Genomic DNA, 15,373 nt, shown 5'->3' with positions numbered 1-15,373 from the left:
CTATGACCACCCTTCAGGATTCGCCCGTTCAGAGCGACAATCCGCTCCTGAACGTCGGCTTCCGCATTCCCTTCGACCGCATCCGGCCCGAACACGCCGAGCCCGCCGTGGACGCCCTGCTCGCGGCGACCCGGGAACGGCTGGAGACGCTCGCGCAGGCAGGCGAGCGCGACTACGCCGACTTCATGGTCGACCTCGACACCCTCACCGAGCAGCTCGACACGGTGCGGGTCGTCGTCGCTCACCTCGACAGCGTGGTGAGCAGCCCCGAGTGGCAGGCGGCCAAACGCGCGATCCTGCCCAAGGTTACCGAGTTCTACACCGGCCTGAGCCTCCACCCGGGGCTGTGGGCGGCGCTGAAGGGCTTCGCGGAGACGGAGGCGGCCCGCGCCCTCGACCCCGTGCGTGCCCGGCACCTCAAGCTCACCATCGACGACTTCCGGCGTGAGGGCGCCGATCTCCCCGAGGAGCAGAAGGCTCGACTGCTGGAGGTGAATACCCGGCTCGCGCAGGTCACGAACGACTTTTCCAGGAACGTCCTCGAATCGACCGCCGCTTATGAGCTGTACGTGGACGGGTCGCGGCTGGCGGGCGTGCCCGAACGGGTGAGGGAGGCCACCCGCCGCGACGCCGAGGCGCACGGCAGGGAGGGCCACCGCCTCACCCTGCACCAGCCCGTCGCCGAGCCGATCCTGACCTACGCCGACGACCGCGAACTGCGCCGCGAGGTGTGGCTCGCCCAGAACTCGGTGGGCACGCAGGAGGGCCGAGACAACCGCCCGCTCGTCCAGGGCATCCTGAAACTCCGGCGCGAGCAGGCCCGCCTCCTGGGCTTCCGCGACTTCGCCGACTACGTGCTCGAAGACCGCATGGCGGGCGGCGGCGAGCGGGCCCTGACCTTCGAGCGCGACCTCGAAACCCGCGTCCGCCCCTTCTTCGAGCGCGAGAACGCCGAGCTGGAGGCCTTCTACCGCGAGCAGGCGGGAGGGGAGGCGCCCCCCCTCGAAGCCTGGGACGTGGGCTACTGGGCCGAGAAGCAGCGGCAGGCGAAATACGACCTCGACGAGGAGGCGCTGCGCCCCTACTTCGAGCTCGACCGGGTGCTCGCGGGCCTGTTCGAGATCGTCAGCCGCGTCTTCGGGATCACGGTGCGCGAGAGCCAGGCCCCCGGCTGGCACCCCGAGGTGCGGTACTACGACATCCACGACGAGGGGGGAACGCACGTCGCCTCCTTCTATACCGACTGGTTCCCGCGGGATACCAAGCGCAGCGGCGCGTGGATGAACGGCTTCGTGACGGGCGGCCCGCGCGAGCACGGGGTGGACCCTCACCTCGGCCTGATGTGCGGGAACATGACGCCCCCCAGCGGCGACACGCCCGCCCTGCTCTCCCTGCGCGAGGTGGAGACGGTTTTCCACGAGTTCGGCCACCTGCTCCACCACGCCCTCTCCAGGGTCCCGGTCCGCAGCCTCAGCGGCACGCGCGTCGCCTGGGACTTCGTGGAGCTGCCCTCGCAGATCATGGAGAACTGGGTGACCGAGCGGGAGGCGCTCGACCTCTTTGCGCGGCACTATCAGACGGGGGAGCGGCTGCCGGGCGACCTCTTCGCCCGATTGATCGCCGCCCGCAACTACCGCGCCGCGAACGCCACCATGCGCCAGCTCTCCTTCGGGACGGCGGACCTCGTGCTGCACGTCGAGTTCGACCCGGACTCACCCGGCGCCGACCCCATCCGGGTGGCCCGCGAGGTGATGGGACGTTTCTACCCCTACCGCTTCCCGGAGGACTACGCCCGCATCGCCCAATTCACCCACCTGTTCTCCAGCCCGGTGGGGTACGGGGCCGGGTACTACTCCTACAAGTGGGCCGAGGTCCTCGACGCCGACGCCTTCTCCCGTTTCGCCACGGAGGGCATCTTCAACCGCGAGACGGGCCGCGCCTATGTGGACGCCATCCTCAGCCGGGGCAACAGCGCCGACGCCGCCGGGCTCTACCGCGAGTTCATGGGCCGCGACCCCGACGCGGAGGCCCTGTTGAGGCGCAGCGGGCTCGTGGAGGCGTAGGCGGGGCAAGGAAGCAGAGGGGGTGACCGGCTTTCCCACGGGGAGGCCGGTTTTCCCTGTTCTCCTCCCGTTCAGTCAAGCGGGACGTAAAAGGGAGGACGCCGCGCGGGAGCTGTCCGCTTCTCCCTCCGTTGATGGCGTCGGGGACGCGCTTTTTCGGGCCTGAACTCCGGGTCTGGGAGCGCCGCGCTGCTCCTGTTCCCCGCCTGTGTTCCCCGTGAGGGCAGGGCCAGGGCAGCGTTTCACGGCCTCACGCACCCGTCACGGAGGGGGAGGACCATCGGGGCATGACCGGCGTTCCTGCGACCGCCTCCCCCGCCGCCACCGTCGCGGACGCCCCCGTCGCCGCCCGGCGCACGGCCCGGCTGACCGCGCTCGATGCCTGGCGGGGGCTCACCGTCCTCCTCATGCTGCTCGTTAACAACGTGGCGCTGGGGGGACGCACCCCGGCCCAGCTCACGCACGCCCCTTTCGGCGGGCTGACGCTGACCGACCTCGTGTTCCCGTGGTTTCTCTTCTGCGCGGGGGCGGCGCTGCCCTTCTCGCTCGCGGCGATGACCCGGGCCGGGGTGACGGGCTGGGCGCGGGTGAGGAGGTTGCTCGAACGCGCGGGGCTCCTCTACCTCGTGGGCGCCTTCGTCACCAGCGTGACGCTGGGGGCCTTTTACCTGGGGCTGGGCGTGCTGCAACTCATCGCGCTCGCCACCCTGGGCGGGGCGCTGCTGGGTGGGCTGCGCGGACGGTGGCAGGCGCTGATCGCCGCCGGGCTGCTTGTCGGGTACGGGGCCTTCCTGGCCTACACGCCGCACGCGGGGGGGACCGGCGTGGTCTCGGAGACGGCCAACCCGGTGCAGGCCGTGAACGACACGCTGCTCACGCCCTTCGGGCTGCGCGGGCTGGTGTCCGTCATTCCCACGACCGCGCTCGTGCTGCTGGGGAGCCTCGCCGCCCGGCCCCTGCAAGCCCGTGACCCGAAGGCGCCGCTGCGGCTGCTGACGATGGGCGCCGTGCTGGCCGTCCTGGGATACGGCTGGGCCTTCAGCGGGCACCTGCCCTTCGCCAAGGCGATCTGGACGCCGCCCTACATCCTCTACAGCGCGGGGCTCGCCACCCTCGGCGTCCTGGCCTTCTACCTCCTCGCCGACGCGGGGAGAGTCCCCCAGGGCCCCCGCCTGCTCGCGCCGCTGACCATCCCGGGCCGCAACGCCCTCGCCGGGTACGTCTTCCCCATCCTGTTCAAGGTGTGGATCTTGCAGGGCCTCACGGTGACCTGGGCGGGCACGCCGCAGCCGATGGGCGCCGCCCTCCTCGGCCTCGCGCGCACCCACCTCGGGGCGCTGGCGGGGGGCTGGACCTACACCCTCGGGTACGTGCTCGCCGTGTGGCTGGCCCTGGCGTGGATGGCGCGGCGGGGGCTGATCTGGAAGCTGTGACGGCCTGAGCGTGCTCTTCTCCCTCTCCCCCCGAGGTGTCCCATGCGCCGACCCCTGATCCTGACCTCCCTGACCCTCCTCCTGGCCGCGTCCCCCGCCGGGGCCACCCCCGCCCCTGCCTCCCTGACTTACGGTGGGGCCAACTTCCGGGCGCTCGCCGACGAGTCGTATCGGCTGGCGGGGTTGAAGGGGTCCTTCGAGCCCTGGTTGCCGGACGCCTACACCCGCGCGGGCGTGCCGCTGGGCGGTGAGAAACGCTCGCTGACGGCGGCCCTCGACGCCCGAAGGGCCGCCCTTACGGCGGCGCGGGGACCGGAGCGCGACCGCCTCGCGCGTGACACCGCCGCCTGGGCGCACCGCTTCGTCAAGAAGGCCGTGCCGAGGTTCAGCCTGGAGCGCGGCTTCGAGTTCGCCGGCATGGCGGGGGCGGGCGAGCGGCAGTGCCTCTTGCAGAGCGTGGTGATCGCGGGCCTGCTCCAGCGGGTGGGCCTGGACGCCGGGCTGGTGATGGTCTGGAAAAGCCAGAGCGGGCGGGAGAGCAACCTCGGCCACGTGACGAGCGTGCTGCGGCTGCCCTCGGGCGCGGGGGACGTGCAGGTCGACGCGAGCGAGCCCGAGCCCTTCGCCCGGCACCAGGGGGTCCTCGCCTGGGCGGACGGGGGCTACCGCTTCCTGACCCCGCGCTTTGACGGCGACGTGATGACCGCCTACGTTCGCGCGGACGGGAAGGGAAGCGTGGCAGCAAAGACCCTCACCTTCCTCGACCTGCCCTACGTGCGTTCGCAGTTCAACTATTACCGGGGCGAGCGGGCGCCCGGCGGCTTCCTGGGCACCGGGACGGGCAAGGCCACCCCGGCGGGGCTGAAGGCGAGCGAGGCTTTCCTGCGCGCCGCTCTGCGAGACAACCCGCAGAACGCGCTCGCGGCGGGGGTCCTGGGCAGCGTGCAGCGCAAGCAGGGCAAGGAGGCGCAGGCCCGGGCGCAGTACCTCGCGGCGGGGCGGCTCTACGCGGCGCAGGGCCACACCCCGGCGGGCATGGCGGCGAACCTCGCCTGGGCGACGGGCGGGGCCGAGGCCCGCGTCGGCGGCGCGGCGGGTGTACGGTGAGCCCATGAGGCGCCGCCCCCTCGTCTGGCTGTCCGCGCTGCTGCTGTCCGTCCCCCCCCTGCCCACCGCGCGTGCCCAGGCGGCCCCGGCCCTTCCCGGGCAGGCCCAGCCCGTCGCGCCCGGCACCCGGCCCGCGCCGGGCGTCCCCACCCTCACGCTGACCCCGCCCGTGCCGGGGGTGGAGCGGGTGGAGGTCCTCGGCAACGGCTACATCGAGGTCGCCCACGCCCTGCTGACCCTCACGCCGGAGGAGCGGGCGGGGGCGCGGTCCCTGGCGGGCGAGGTCGTGCGCCGCGTGTTCGCCGCCCGTCCGGGGCTGGTGGAGGTGGATGTCAGCGTGTACGACAAGGCGACCTATGCGGGCTTCGGCGGCCCCCCGCCGCTGCTGACGGCCTCGGTGCCCCGGACGCGGCTGAACGACTTCGAGACCTGGGTCAGCGGGCAGGGAGACTACGAGCGGGCGTGGGTCGAGCCGGAGAGCCGCCCCACCTTCCGCGTGCCCGACCTCGTGCGCGAGGTGCTCCAGTTCTTCAGCCCGCGCCCGGAGGGGCAAAGCCAGGCCGCGCAGAGCCGGGCGGCGGTGGAGCTGACGAGCGCCCGCGTCCTCGGGGGGCTGCGCGGCGGGCTGCTGTTCAAGGGCAGGCGTGACGCCGGGCGGGTCGCCGCCCTCACCTTCGACGACGCGCCGCACCCGATGTACGAGCCGCTGCTCCTCGACCTGCTGCGGCGCACGGGAGATCGGGCCACCTTCTTCGTGATCGGGCGCAACGCGCGGGCCTACCCCTACTTCGTGCGCGACATGGTGGCGGGGGGGCACGAGGTCGGCAACCACACCTACGACCACGTCCGGCTCCCGCCCCTGAGCCTCGCCGCTGCCACCGACGAGATGCGGCGCGCCAATGAGACCCTCACCGGGATCACCGGCCAGCCCGTCCGCTACTTCCGCCCGCCGGGGGGCGACTACACGCCGGGGACCCTCCAGGCCGCCGAGAGCCTGGGCCTCGTCACCGTCTTCTGGACCGACGACCCCGGCGACTTCACCAACCCCGGCGACGCCACCCTCGAAAACCGCCTGAGGCTGGGGCTGCGCCCGGGCGGCATCGTCCTCCTCCACGACAACGCCCCCGAGACGCTGGACGTGCTGCGCCCCTTCCTGCAACTCGCCCGCCGCGAGGGCGTGGAGCTGACGACGGTGGGGGGATTGCCGAAGTAGGGGCGGCGGGGACGGTCAGGCCCCCGTCGGGTGGATGACCGCAGGGACTGGTCCGTCTCGTTTCGGAGGGCGCCCGGCCCGTTCACCCCCTCTGCAAGCAGTTCTGCGAGTTCCGGCTTCCCCCTGCAAGACGCTTGGTGCGAGTTGCAGGAAGGGGCTGTTAGGGCATTTTCGTCGTTCGGGAGCAGGACGAGCCGTGCTCGTCACCCCTCTCCCCTTGCGGGAGAGGGGGTGAAAGAACGCACCTGGACGATGTTCTCCCTGTTGCGCGTTGAGCGTTCAAGGGGGAGGAGCAAAAAGAATAGTCCTCGTCTTCCCGTGGTCCTCCACTACCGCGCCGTCCACCCCAGGTCGAGGTCGAGCACCGCCCCCGTCATCCCCCAGGCGGCGGGGCTGGCGACGTAGCTGGCGAGGGCGGCCACGTCCTCCGGGTCGAGCAGTCTCTTGATGGCGGCGGCTTCGAGCAGGACTTTGCCCTCGACCTCCTCCTCGCTCATGCCGCGGGTGCGGGCCTGATCCCTGATCTGCCTATCGACCAGGGGCGTGCGGACGTAGGCGGGGCAGAGCGCGTTGACGGTGAGGCCCTGGTCCCCCGCCTCCAGCGCCGCCGTGCGCGTCAGGCCGATCAATCCGTGCTTGGCGCTGATGTAGGCGCTCTTGTAGGGGCTGGCGACGTGCCCGTGGATGCTCGCCACGTTGATGATCCGGCCCTGCCCGCTGCGGGTGAGGTGCGCCCAGGCGTACTTGCTGAGCAGGAAGGGCGCGGTCAGCATCACGTGGAGCATGGCGTCCCAGGTGTCCTCGGGAAACTCGGCGATGGGGTCGATGTGCTGGAACCCCGCGTTGTTCACGAGCACGTCGAGCCCACCGAGCGCGGCGACCGCCCCCTCGACCGCCCGCACGCAGTCCTCGCGGCGGGTGAGGTCGCCGGGAATGAAGGTCAGGCCGTGTTCCGAGGCGACCCCGCGCGCCTGGGGCCGGTCGAGGTCGAGGACCGCGACCCGCAGGCCGTCACGCTGAAGGCGCCGGGCGATGGCGAGGCCGATACCGCTCGTGCCCCCCGTGACGAGGGCGGCGCGCGTTTCTGGGGAAGTCATGCGGGGAGTCTAGGGAGGGCGCGTCACGGCGCGGTTGCAGTGGAGGGGGAGGGCCGGCGCCACCTCATCCCCCGTCCCTCACTCCGCCCGTCAGCGCCCGGTGCAGCCCTTCCGTCTCGGGCAGGGGAGTCAGGCCGAGGTCCGCGAGGGCGGCGCGCAGGGCGGCGTAGGTCCGGGCGGCGGCGGCGGGGTGGGCGCGGGCGGCGTGGGCGCGCATCAGGGCGCGGGCGGCGGGCTCGTGCGCGGGGTCGAGGGTCAGCGCGCGCTCTGCCAGCCGCGCGGCGAGGTCGGGTCGGGCGGCGCGCAGGGCATGGCCCGCCTCCGCCGCCAGCGCCTCGGGCAGCCGGGCGGCGTAGCGTTCGGCCTCGGCCTGCACCGCCTCCAGGTCGGTGTCGGCCAGGCCCCCCGGCAGGGCGAGGAGGGCCCCGGCGCGGCCCGGGGTGCCGGGGGGGGCACCGAGGTGCGCCCGGGCCTCCCACAGGTCCACCGTCAGGTCCGGCCCGCCCCTCAGCCGCAGCCACTCGCCGCGCTCCAGGAAGGTGCCGCTCGTCACCCCCTCCTCCAGCACCTGCCCGAGCGCGTGCAGGGTCACCCGGAAGTTGCGCTCGCCCACCTGGGGATCGGCCCCCGGGAAAAGGGCCTCCTGCGCCGCCTCGCGCGCCAGCCCCGGGTCGTGGACGGTGAGCAGGGCGAGGAGGTCGCGGGCGCGGGCGCGGCCCCACTCGCGCGCCGCCTGTCCCCCCCGCGTGACGGCCACCCGCCCGAGCACCTGGACCCGCACGTCCACCCCGGGCACCTCGCCCTGGCGGGGCAGATGACCGTAGCCCAGCGCGTGCGCGACGGGCCGCAGCCCCGCCTCTTCCCCGGGCGCGTCCGCCGCGAGCCGGGCGAGGAGCGCCGCCCGGGCGGCGCGCTCGGGGGTGGGGGAGAGCAGCGAGCGCCGGGCGAGCAGGAAGGGGAAGGCGGCGGCGGCCCGCGCCGCCGCCGGGGCGTCCCCCGCCCGGCCGGTCGCCGCGTACACGGCCAGCGCCGCCGCCCCCGTCCCGAAGGCGTCCCCGCAGGCGGTGAAGACCTCGCGCGCCGCCTCCAATTCGGGCAGCGCCCCCGCCGCGTCCCCCCCGTGCAGCCGCCCGAGCGCGGCCGTGAGCCGGGTCAGGCCCTCCACATAGCGGTCGCCGCCCGCGTGGGCCAGGGCCCGGGCCTCGTGCTCGGCGGCGGGGGCGGGGTGTCCGGCCCGCGCCTCCAGGTAGGCCAGCCCCAGGCGCGGCTCGACCTGGAGGCGGGGCACCACGTCCTGCGCGAGGGTCAGCGCCCCCTCGTAGGCGGCCCGCGCGTCCTCCGGGCAACCCGCCACCACCTCCGCGTGGCCCAGCCGTGCCAGGGCGAGCGAGCGCACGAAGAGGCTCTCCAGCCGCTCGCCCTCGGCCAGCCCCTCGCGGGCGCGGCGGGCGGCCTCCCCCGGCTCGCCGAGGACCGCGTGCAGGAAGCTGGCGAGCAGCAGCCCCTCGCGGTGGTTTTGCGCCGCCCGCGCCCCCCCCGCCTCACCCCGGGCGGCGTCCAGCGCGAGCGCGAGCGCGTCCCCGAGCCGCCCGGAACGCAGGGCGTAGCGCGCGCCCCGCGCCAGGTCGGGGTGCAGGGCGAGCGCCCGCGCCGGGTCACCCGCGTTGAGATAATTCTCCGCCCGCATCCGCTCTGTTCGCGCCACGTCGGTCCCGCTCGCCAGGGTCTGCGCCGTGTCCAGCGGCCCCCACGCGAGGTCCGGCTGCACGGTGTCGAGGGCCACCTGCGCCTCGCCGAGTGAGCGCGCCAGGGGGTCCGCCCGCCCGTAGGCCGCCAGCGCCTCGGCGTAGCGGGACGAGAGCCGCAGGGCGTCTCCCGACAGGGCGTGCAGGGCGGGCGTCCAGGCATCGGGCGGCACCCGGGCGAGGCTGCGCTCGACCAGGGTGACCCGGCCCCCGTCGAGCCAGCGGCCCCCGTGCTCGGCGAGGAGTTCGGCCGCCCGGGCGGTGTTGCCCGCCGTGAGGTGCGCGGCGAGCGCTTGCCGCGGCCGCCCCGTCCGCTCGAAGTAGGCCGCGCCGCGCGCCGCGAGGATCCGGGCCTCACCGGGGGCGAGCAGGCCGCGCAGGTGCGCCCGCAGCAGGGGGTGGGCGCGGTAGCTGTCCCCCGTCCGCGTCAGGAAGGTGCCGCCGCTCGCCAGCGCGCCGAGCAGGGTGCCCGCCTGGGTCTCCTCCAGCACGTCCGCGATCAATTCGGGCGTGAGGTCCTCGAAGACGCTCCCGCGCGTGAGCAGCGCCCGCAGGCTGGGGTCGAGCGGCCCGAGGACCTCCTGCGCGAGGTAGGCAAATAAGGTGCCGAGCTGCGCTTCCCCCCCGTCGAGGTCGGCGAGGGCCGAGAGCCGCACCCGCCCCTGAGCCGCCGCCTGCGCCAGAAAGCGCGCCGCGATGGGCCACCCCTCCGTGACCGCGTGGGCGAGCCGGACCTCGGCACCCGTCGCCACGACCCCCTGCGCCGCGAGCAGTTCGGCGAGTTCGGCGGGCGTAAAGGCGAGGTCGGGGGCGAAGACGCGCGTGAGGTCGCCGCTCAGCTCCAGCCGGGTGAGGCCCTGGCCCAGGAGCGGCGTGCGCGAGAGCAGGGCGACCCGGCCTCCCAGCAGCTCGCGCAGCACGCCCTCCGTCAGCGGCCCGGCGAGGTGCTGCGCCTCGTCGAGGACGAGCAGGGCGCCCGAACGGTCGAGCACGTCGGCCACCCGAGCCGCCACCCGCCGGGGGACGGCCCCCGCGTCGAGCAGGGCTCCGGGCCCCTCGCCCCCCGGCAGCCCCGCCACCGCGACCGCCAGCCCCGCCGCGAGGACCTGCGGGTCGGCGTCGTCCGCGTCGAGGGTCAGCCACGCCGCCCGCCCGAGGTCCGGCAGTCCGGCGGCGAGGGCCGTCGTCTTGCCGTACCCCGCCGGGGCGACCACCGCGACCACCCGCGAGGCCCCCAGCAAGGAAAGCAGCCGGGGCCGCGCCACCGCCCCCCGCACCTGCGGAGGCCGCGCCCGCCGCGAGGAGGCGTGCTCGCGCCAGTCTGTCGTCACGCCCGCCATGCTAGAGCATGGTGGGGAGGGGGCGGAGAAAGGAGCCGGGCCCAACCGACTGCCCCCGCCCGAAGCCTGTGGTGAGGATGCAGCTTTTACCCCTCCCCCCTCGTGGGGGAGGTCGGGAGGGGGGGAACGCGAACGCCATCCCAGCGCCCTCCGTCGCCCATACAAGTCCTTTCCACCCAAGCCCCTACAATCCCAGCCACGCCCCCACCGCCGCCGCCCCCAGCACGACCAGGGCGCTGTTCACCCGTGTCCGCCACAGCAAGAGGAAGGCGACCCCGGCGAGCAGCGCGGCGGGCCAGGACGTGACCGAGGTGCGGGCGAGCACGAGCGCCCCGGCAAGGATGACGCCCCCGCCGAAGGGCAGCAGGGCGTTCCGGAACGCCCCTACCCACGGATGCGCGCTGTGCCGCTGCCACACCAGGATCGCCACGGCGCTCAGGAGCGCGGTCGGGCCGTAAAAGCCCAGCGTGGCGGCCAGGGCGCCCGGCAACCCGGCGGCGGCGTACCCGTAGTGCGTCACCGCCAGCATGTTCGGCCCCGGCATGAGCTGACCCAGCGCGAAGCCGTTCGCCAGCGTCCGCGCGTCGATCCAGCCGTGCTGGAGTACCAGGGCGCGTTCGATCTCCGCCACGTTCGTCCCCCCGAAGCTGATCAGGCCCAGCCGGGCGAAGGCGAGCAGCATCTCCAAGAGGTTGACCGGATCGCCCGTCATGGTTGCCCGCCTCCCCGTGGACGGTGCAGCAGCAGCCCCGCCCCCACGAGCACGAGCAACACGGGCAGGAGGTCGAGCCGCCACACCCCCAGCGCCAGGAAGGCGAGCACCGTGACCACCGGACCGCCCCGCACGCCCCACCCCACCCGCACGACGGGGAGCGCCGCCGTGAGCAGCACCGCGAGCGCCGCGCAGGCCGCCCCGTGCAGGGCGCTTTGCAGGGTCGGCGGCAGCCCGCCGGGCAGCCCCAGCGTCACCGCGCTCACGGCCAGCATGGCGAGGAGGCCGGGGGTCAGCACCCCCACCGTCGAGGCCGCCGCCCCCGCCCGCCCGCCGAGGCGCGCCCCCACCATCGCGGCGAGGTTCACGGCGTTCGGCCCCGGCGTGAGCTGCGCGAGGGTAAAGGTCTCCGCGAAGTCCTCGTCCGTCATCCAGCCCCGCGTCGTCAGCGCCCGGCGGGTGTGGGCGGGCAGCCCCCCGCCGATGCCGGAGAGCGCCACCCCCACGAACATCCGGGCCAGCGCGAGCGGGGTGGGGGAGAGGGTGGCGGGCGGGTCGTCCTCCGGCGCGGCGGGGTGGGCGCGGGTCATGCCCGGAGGGTAAGCCGCCGCCCGCCGCCCCTGCCCGTGACTGGCGGGGGAACATCGGCGCACGCAACGCACGAAAGGAAGGAGCCGGGGCTCAGTCCAGCTTGCGGCGGCCCGGCACGGCCACACAAGCAGCTCGGCGAGTCTGGAGGCTTTTATCTCGACCAAGTTCAGAATATGTCCACTGGAACCAGGAAGGTTGGAGTCGCTTTTTTGACCCTCTCCCCCTGCGGGTGACTCGGAGCAACGGGTGAGGGGGCGTGTGCCCCACCACCCCGCTCACTCAGAGCCAGGAAACGCCTTGTCCTCGGTGGAGAGAAAAGCCTGGCGAATCTGGAGGCGAGTGGACAGCCGGAGAGACCAGCGGGCGGTCAGTGAAAAGCGTCCGGTAGGTGTCCGGCTGTTTCCCGAACTGGAGCAGGCCGGGCTTCAGGCGTTCCCGGTCCGGGCTCCAGCCGGGCGGCCCCTGGTCCCGTCCGCTGTCCGGTCCCGTCCCGTCCCCGCGTGCGCCAGCCAGATGGTGTGGTGGGCGCCCTTGCCGGGGCGGGCGCGGACGGTGTGGACCTCGACCCGGAAGCCCGCCCGGTTCAGGCGGGTGGTGAAGCGGGGCTCCGGCGTCGCCGACCAGACCGCCAGCACGCCGCCGGGCCGCAGCGTGCGCCGCGCGGCGGCCAGCCCCTGCGGCGAGTACAGCCAGTCATTCCCGTGGTGGGTCATGCCCTCGGGGCCGTTGTCCACGTCGAGCAGCACGGCGTCGTAGGCCCCCTGCCCCCGCCGCAGCAGCTCGGCCACGTCGCCGAGGTGGACGCGGGTGCGCGGGTCGTTCAGCGGGTAGCCCGCGCACTCGCCCAGCGGTCCTTTGTTCCACTCCACGACCTCCGGCACGAGTTCGGCGACCGTGACCACCCCCGCCGGGCCCAGCGTCCCCAGGGCGGCGGCCAGCGTGAAGCCCATGCCCAGGCCGCCCACCAGCACCTGCGGCTGCGCCCGCCCCGCGACGGCCGCGCAGGCGAGGTGGGCCAGCGCGTCCTCCGAGGCGTGCTGGCGGCTGTTCATCAGTTCGCTGACGTACCCGGAAATCTGGATGGAGAATTCGGGCAGCTCGCCCCGGCGGTACAGGCACAGCGACTGCCCGGTGCCGGGAATGGGCGCGCGGCCCAGGGGCTTCCAGGGAATCACGCGGGCGTCCGGGGCGGCAGGAACGGGAGACGGGCAGGCATTCGCCGACTCTACCCCTTCGGGCTTCCCCCTGACCGGCACAGCACGCCATTTCGCCCATTGCGCCGACCCACCCGCCGCGTACTCTGAGGCACCTATGACCACACCCACACCGGACGCCGCCGTGCACGTCCGCGACCTGCGCAAGAGCTACACGGTCCACGACAAGGAGCCGGGCTTCCTGGGCAGCCTGCGTTCCTTCGTTCGCCGCCAGTCCCGGCAGGTCGAGGCCGTGCGCGGCGTGTCCTTTGACCTCTCTCCGGGCGAGGTGGTCGGCTTCCTGGGACCCAACGGGGCGGGCAAGACGACCACCCTCAAGATGCTCTCGGGCCTGCTGCACCCTTCATCCGGCGTGGCGCGGGTGGCGGGCTTCGAGCCCCGGCGCCGCGAGACCGACTTTCTCAAGCGCATCACCCTGGTGATGGGGCAAAAGCAGCAGCTCATCTGGGACCTCCCGGCCCTCGACTCCTTTCTCGTCAACCAGGCGATCTACGAGATTCCCGACGCCCAGTACCGGGCGACGATGGCCGAATTCACCGAGGTCCTCGGGCTGGAGGGCATCCTGAAAAAGCAGGTCCGCAAGCTCTCCCTGGGCGAGCGGATGAAGTGCGAACTCGCCGCCGCGCTGCTCCACCGCCCGCAGGTCCTCTTTCTCGACGAGCCCACCATCGGCCTCGACGTGAACATGCAGGAGGCGGTGCGCGCCTTTATCCGCGACTACAACGGGCGGTACGGGGCCACCGTGATCCTCACGAGCCACTACATGGCCGACGTGACGGCCCTCGCCCGCCGCATCCTCGTGATCGACCGGGGCGAACTCGTCTTCGACGGCGACCTCGCCCACCTCGCCGCGCAGGGCAGCGCGGGCAAGACCGTGAGGCTGCAACTGCGCCACCCCGTGACGGAAGCCCACCTCACCCGCTACGGCTCGGACGTGCGCGTGGACGGCCTGAGCGCCGAACTCACCGTCCCCCGCGCCGAGGTGAGTGCCCGGGCCGCCCGGCTGCTCGCCGACCTCGACGTGGCCGACCTGACGGTGGAGGACCCGCCCATCGAGCAGGTCATGGGGGAGCTGTTCGGGCGGGGGCGGGAGGTCGAGCGTGTGTAGGCGGGTCGCTTGTCGCGTGTGGCTTGCCGAAGGCGGCCCCCCATGACCCGCCGCAAGATGGGCACCCTCTTCGCCGTCCACTTCGCCGAGATGACCGAGTACCGGGCGGAGATCATGATCTGGATGCTGTCGAGCACCCTCAGCCTCGTGATGATGCTGGTGTGGATGGCGCAGGCCGCCGCCGCGCCGGGCGGGCAGATTCGCGGGTACGGCCCGCAGGAGTTCGCCGGGTACTTCCTCGCCACCTGGGTCGTGTCGCAACTCCTCGTCGTCTGGGTCGCCTGGGACCTCGACCTCGACATCCGGCAGGGGACCCTCTCGCCCAAATTGCTGCGGCCCCTCGATCCGCTGTGGCTGCGGTACATGGACCACCTCGCGGGCCGGATCGTGCGGCTCCCCGCCCTGCTCGCCCTCGCGGCCCTCTTCGCCTGGATCACGGGCGCGCGCTTCGCCACCGACCCCGCCGCCTACCTCGCCTCTCTCGGCCTCGCCTTCCTGGGGTTCAACACCCGCTTCCTGTGGGAGTACGTGATCGGCCTGCTCGCCTTCTGGACCGAATCGAGCACGAGCTTTCAGGAGGTCGTGTGGCTCGTGTACGCCGCGCTCGGCGGCATGTTCGCGCCGCTGGCGTTCTACCCGGAGTGGGTGCAGCGGGTGGCGGTGTGGACGCCCTTCCCCTACATGCTCGGCCTGCCCGCGCAACTCCTGGCGGGCCAGGCCACCCTCGCCGACGCGGGGCGCGGGGCCCTCGTGCTCGCCCTCTGGCTGGCCGTCTTCTGGGCCCTGCGGCTCGTCGTGTGGCGGCGGGGGTTGAGGCAGTACGGGGCGGTGGGAGCGTGAGGCCCGTGGAAAAGGCCTGCCAGGGGCTACGGTCGGGCTGCCTGCCCGCCGCACCCGCTGGGCCCCACAGCGGAGGCACCCCATGACCGCCACCTGGCGCAAGGTCCGCACCCTCTTCGCCACCCAGTTCGCCGAGATGACCGAGTTCCGCGCCGAGATCGTCATCTGGATGCTCTCGGGGACCCTGAGCCTGGTGATGATGCTCGTCTGGATGGCGCAGGCGGGGGCGGCTCCGGGCGGGCAGATCGGCGGGTACAGCCCCGCCGAGTTCGCCACCTACTTCCTCTCGACGTGGCTGATCTCGCAACTGATGGTCGTGTGGGTCTCCTGGGAACTCGACCTCGACATCCGGCAGGGCACCCTCTCGCCCAAGCTGCTGCGCCCGCTCGACCCCCTCTGGATGTGGTACGCCAGCCACCTCGCCGAGCGGGTGGTGCGTTTTCCCCTGCTGCTCGGCCTCGTCGCCCTCTTCGCGTGGCTCGCCGGGGCCCGCTTCACGACCGACCCCACCGCCTACCTCGCTGCCCTGGGGCTCGCCTTCCTGGGCTTTTGCGCCCGCTTCCTGTGGGAATACACCATCGGGCTGCTCGCCTTCTGGACCGAATCGAGCACCAGTTTTCAGGAGGTCGTGTGGCTCGTGTACGCCGCGCTCGGCGGGATGTTCGCCCCGCTCGCCTTCTACCCCGAGTGGGTGCAGCGGGTGGCGGTGTGGACCCCCTTCCCCTACATGCTCGGTCTCCCCGCGCAACTTCTGGCGGGCAAGGCCACCCTGGGCGACGCCGGACGGGGCGCCCTGGTCCTGACCGCGTGGCTGGTCGTCTTCTGGAGCCTGCGCCTGCTGGTGTGGCGGCGGGGCCTGCGGAAGTACGGGGCGGTGGGGGCGTGAGGCGCGTGGGGCGTGGCCTGTGGC

General features: G+C 73.5%; 12 protein-coding genes. 7 read left to right on the top strand and 5 right to left on the bottom strand.

Annotated features, from left to right (window positions below):
• The first annotated feature begins 2 nt into the window (after positions 1-2).
• From IC605_RS03620 to IC605_RS03605, 4 genes are all read left to right on the top strand, one after another.
• The gene (locus IC605_RS03620) at positions 3-2,063 is read left to right on the top strand and encodes a M3 family metallopeptidase (protein ID WP_216319158.1); all 2,061 of its coding nucleotides are present in this window, start codon (positions 3-5) and stop codon (positions 2,061-2,063) included.
• Between the two features lie 287 nt (positions 2,064-2,350).
• Positions 2,351-3,496, top strand: coding sequence for a heparan-alpha-glucosaminide N-acetyltransferase domain-containing protein (locus IC605_RS03615; protein ID WP_216319155.1), 1,146 nt, complete (start codon positions 2,351-2,353; stop codon positions 3,494-3,496).
• Positions 3,497-3,538: 42 nt separating this feature from the next.
• Positions 3,539-4,603: a hypothetical protein gene (locus IC605_RS03610; protein WP_216319152.1), complete on the top strand. Its 1,065-nt coding sequence runs from the start codon at positions 3,539-3,541 to the stop codon at positions 4,601-4,603.
• 4 nt (positions 4,604-4,607) lie between these two features.
• Complete coding sequence (locus IC605_RS03605; RefSeq protein ID WP_216319150.1) at positions 4,608-5,816, top strand: polysaccharide deacetylase family protein; 1,209 nt, start codon at positions 4,608-4,610, stop codon at positions 5,814-5,816.
• Positions 5,817-6,145: 329 nt separating this feature from the next.
• Here the strand turns inward: IC605_RS03605 and IC605_RS03600 are convergent, their stop codons facing one another.
• From IC605_RS03600 to IC605_RS03580, 5 genes are all read right to left on the bottom strand, one after another.
• A complete protein-coding gene (locus IC605_RS03600) occupies positions 6,146-6,913 on the bottom strand; it encodes a 3-hydroxybutyrate dehydrogenase (RefSeq protein ID WP_216319147.1) in 768 nt (255 codons plus the stop codon).
• A gap of 64 nt (positions 6,914-6,977) precedes the next feature.
• The gene (locus IC605_RS03595) at positions 6,978-9,998 is read right to left on the bottom strand and encodes an AfsR/SARP family transcriptional regulator (protein ID WP_216319144.1); all 3,021 of its coding nucleotides are present in this window, start codon (positions 9,996-9,998) and stop codon (positions 6,978-6,980) included.
• A 184-nt stretch (positions 9,999-10,182) separates the two neighbouring features.
• Positions 10,183-10,710 carry a chromate transporter gene (locus tag IC605_RS03590; RefSeq protein WP_216319142.1) on the bottom strand — a complete coding sequence of 176 codons (528 nt, stop codon included), beginning with the start codon at positions 10,708-10,710 and terminating at the stop codon, positions 10,183-10,185.
• Positions 10,707-11,300, bottom strand: coding sequence for a chromate transporter (locus tag IC605_RS03585; protein WP_216319139.1), 594 nt, complete (start codon positions 11,298-11,300; stop codon positions 10,707-10,709). Before IC605_RS03585 ends, IC605_RS03590 begins: the two co-directional genes overlap by 4 nt.
• 426 nt (positions 11,301-11,726) lie before the next feature.
• The gene (locus IC605_RS03580; protein WP_216319136.1) at positions 11,727-12,476 is read right to left on the bottom strand and encodes a spermidine synthase; all 750 of its coding nucleotides are present in this window, start codon (positions 12,474-12,476) and stop codon (positions 11,727-11,729) included.
• A 136-nt stretch (positions 12,477-12,612) separates the two neighbouring features.
• On the opposite strand from IC605_RS03580, the gene IC605_RS03575 reads away from it, so the two are divergent.
• The 3 genes from IC605_RS03575 (at position 12,613) to IC605_RS03565 (ending at position 15,349) form a co-directional block, all read left to right on the top strand.
• On the top strand, positions 12,613-13,623 hold the full coding sequence (locus IC605_RS03575; protein WP_216319133.1) for an ABC transporter ATP-binding protein: 1,011 nt from the start codon (positions 12,613-12,615) through the stop codon (positions 13,621-13,623).
• Between the two features lie 42 nt (positions 13,624-13,665).
• A complete protein-coding gene (locus IC605_RS03570; protein ID WP_216319130.1) occupies positions 13,666-14,463 on the top strand; it encodes an ABC transporter permease in 798 nt (265 codons plus the stop codon).
• Between the two features lie 82 nt (positions 14,464-14,545).
• Complete coding sequence (locus tag IC605_RS03565; RefSeq protein ID WP_216319127.1) at positions 14,546-15,349, top strand: ABC transporter permease; 804 nt, start codon at positions 14,546-14,548, stop codon at positions 15,347-15,349.
• The last annotated feature ends 24 nt before the right edge of the window (positions 15,350-15,373 follow it).

Source organism: Deinococcus aestuarii (assembly GCF_018863415.1).
In the GTDB taxonomy this organism is placed as follows: Bacteria; Deinococcota; Deinococci; order Deinococcales; family Deinococcaceae; genus Deinococcus; species Deinococcus aestuarii.
This window is presented reverse-complemented; position numbering and strand designations above follow the sequence as displayed.

What these genes read in the sequence shown, in the direction of transcription:
- IC605_RS03620 (WP_216319158.1), top strand. Translation starts at nt 3, where the DNA reads ATGACCACCCTTCAGGATTCGCCCGTTCAGAGCGACAATCCGCTCCTG.
- IC605_RS03615 (WP_216319155.1), top strand. Translation starts at nt 2,351, where the DNA reads ATGACCGGCGTTCCTGCGACCGCCTCCCCCGCCGCCACCGTCGCGGAC.
- IC605_RS03610 (WP_216319152.1), top strand. Translation starts at nt 3,539, where the DNA reads ATGCGCCGACCCCTGATCCTGACCTCCCTGACCCTCCTCCTGGCCGCG.
- IC605_RS03605 (WP_216319150.1), top strand. Translation starts at nt 4,608, where the DNA reads ATGAGGCGCCGCCCCCTCGTCTGGCTGTCCGCGCTGCTGCTGTCCGTC.
- IC605_RS03600 (WP_216319147.1), bottom strand. Translation starts at nt 6,913, where the DNA reads ATGACTTCCCCAGAAACGCGCGCCGCCCTCGTCACGGGGGGCACGAGC.
- IC605_RS03595 (WP_216319144.1), bottom strand. Translation starts at nt 9,998, where the DNA reads ATGGCGGGCGTGACGACAGACTGGCGCGAGCACGCCTCCTCGCGGCGG.
- IC605_RS03590 (WP_216319142.1), bottom strand. Translation starts at nt 10,710, where the DNA reads ATGACGGGCGATCCGGTCAACCTCTTGGAGATGCTGCTCGCCTTCGCC.
- IC605_RS03585 (WP_216319139.1), bottom strand. Translation starts at nt 11,300, where the DNA reads ATGACCCGCGCCCACCCCGCCGCGCCGGAGGACGACCCGCCCGCCACC.
- IC605_RS03575 (WP_216319133.1), top strand. Translation starts at nt 12,613, where the DNA reads ATGACCACACCCACACCGGACGCCGCCGTGCACGTCCGCGACCTGCGC.
- IC605_RS03570 (WP_216319130.1), top strand. Translation starts at nt 13,666, where the DNA reads ATGACCCGCCGCAAGATGGGCACCCTCTTCGCCGTCCACTTCGCCGAG.
- IC605_RS03565 (WP_216319127.1), top strand. Translation starts at nt 14,546, where the DNA reads ATGACCGCCACCTGGCGCAAGGTCCGCACCCTCTTCGCCACCCAGTTC.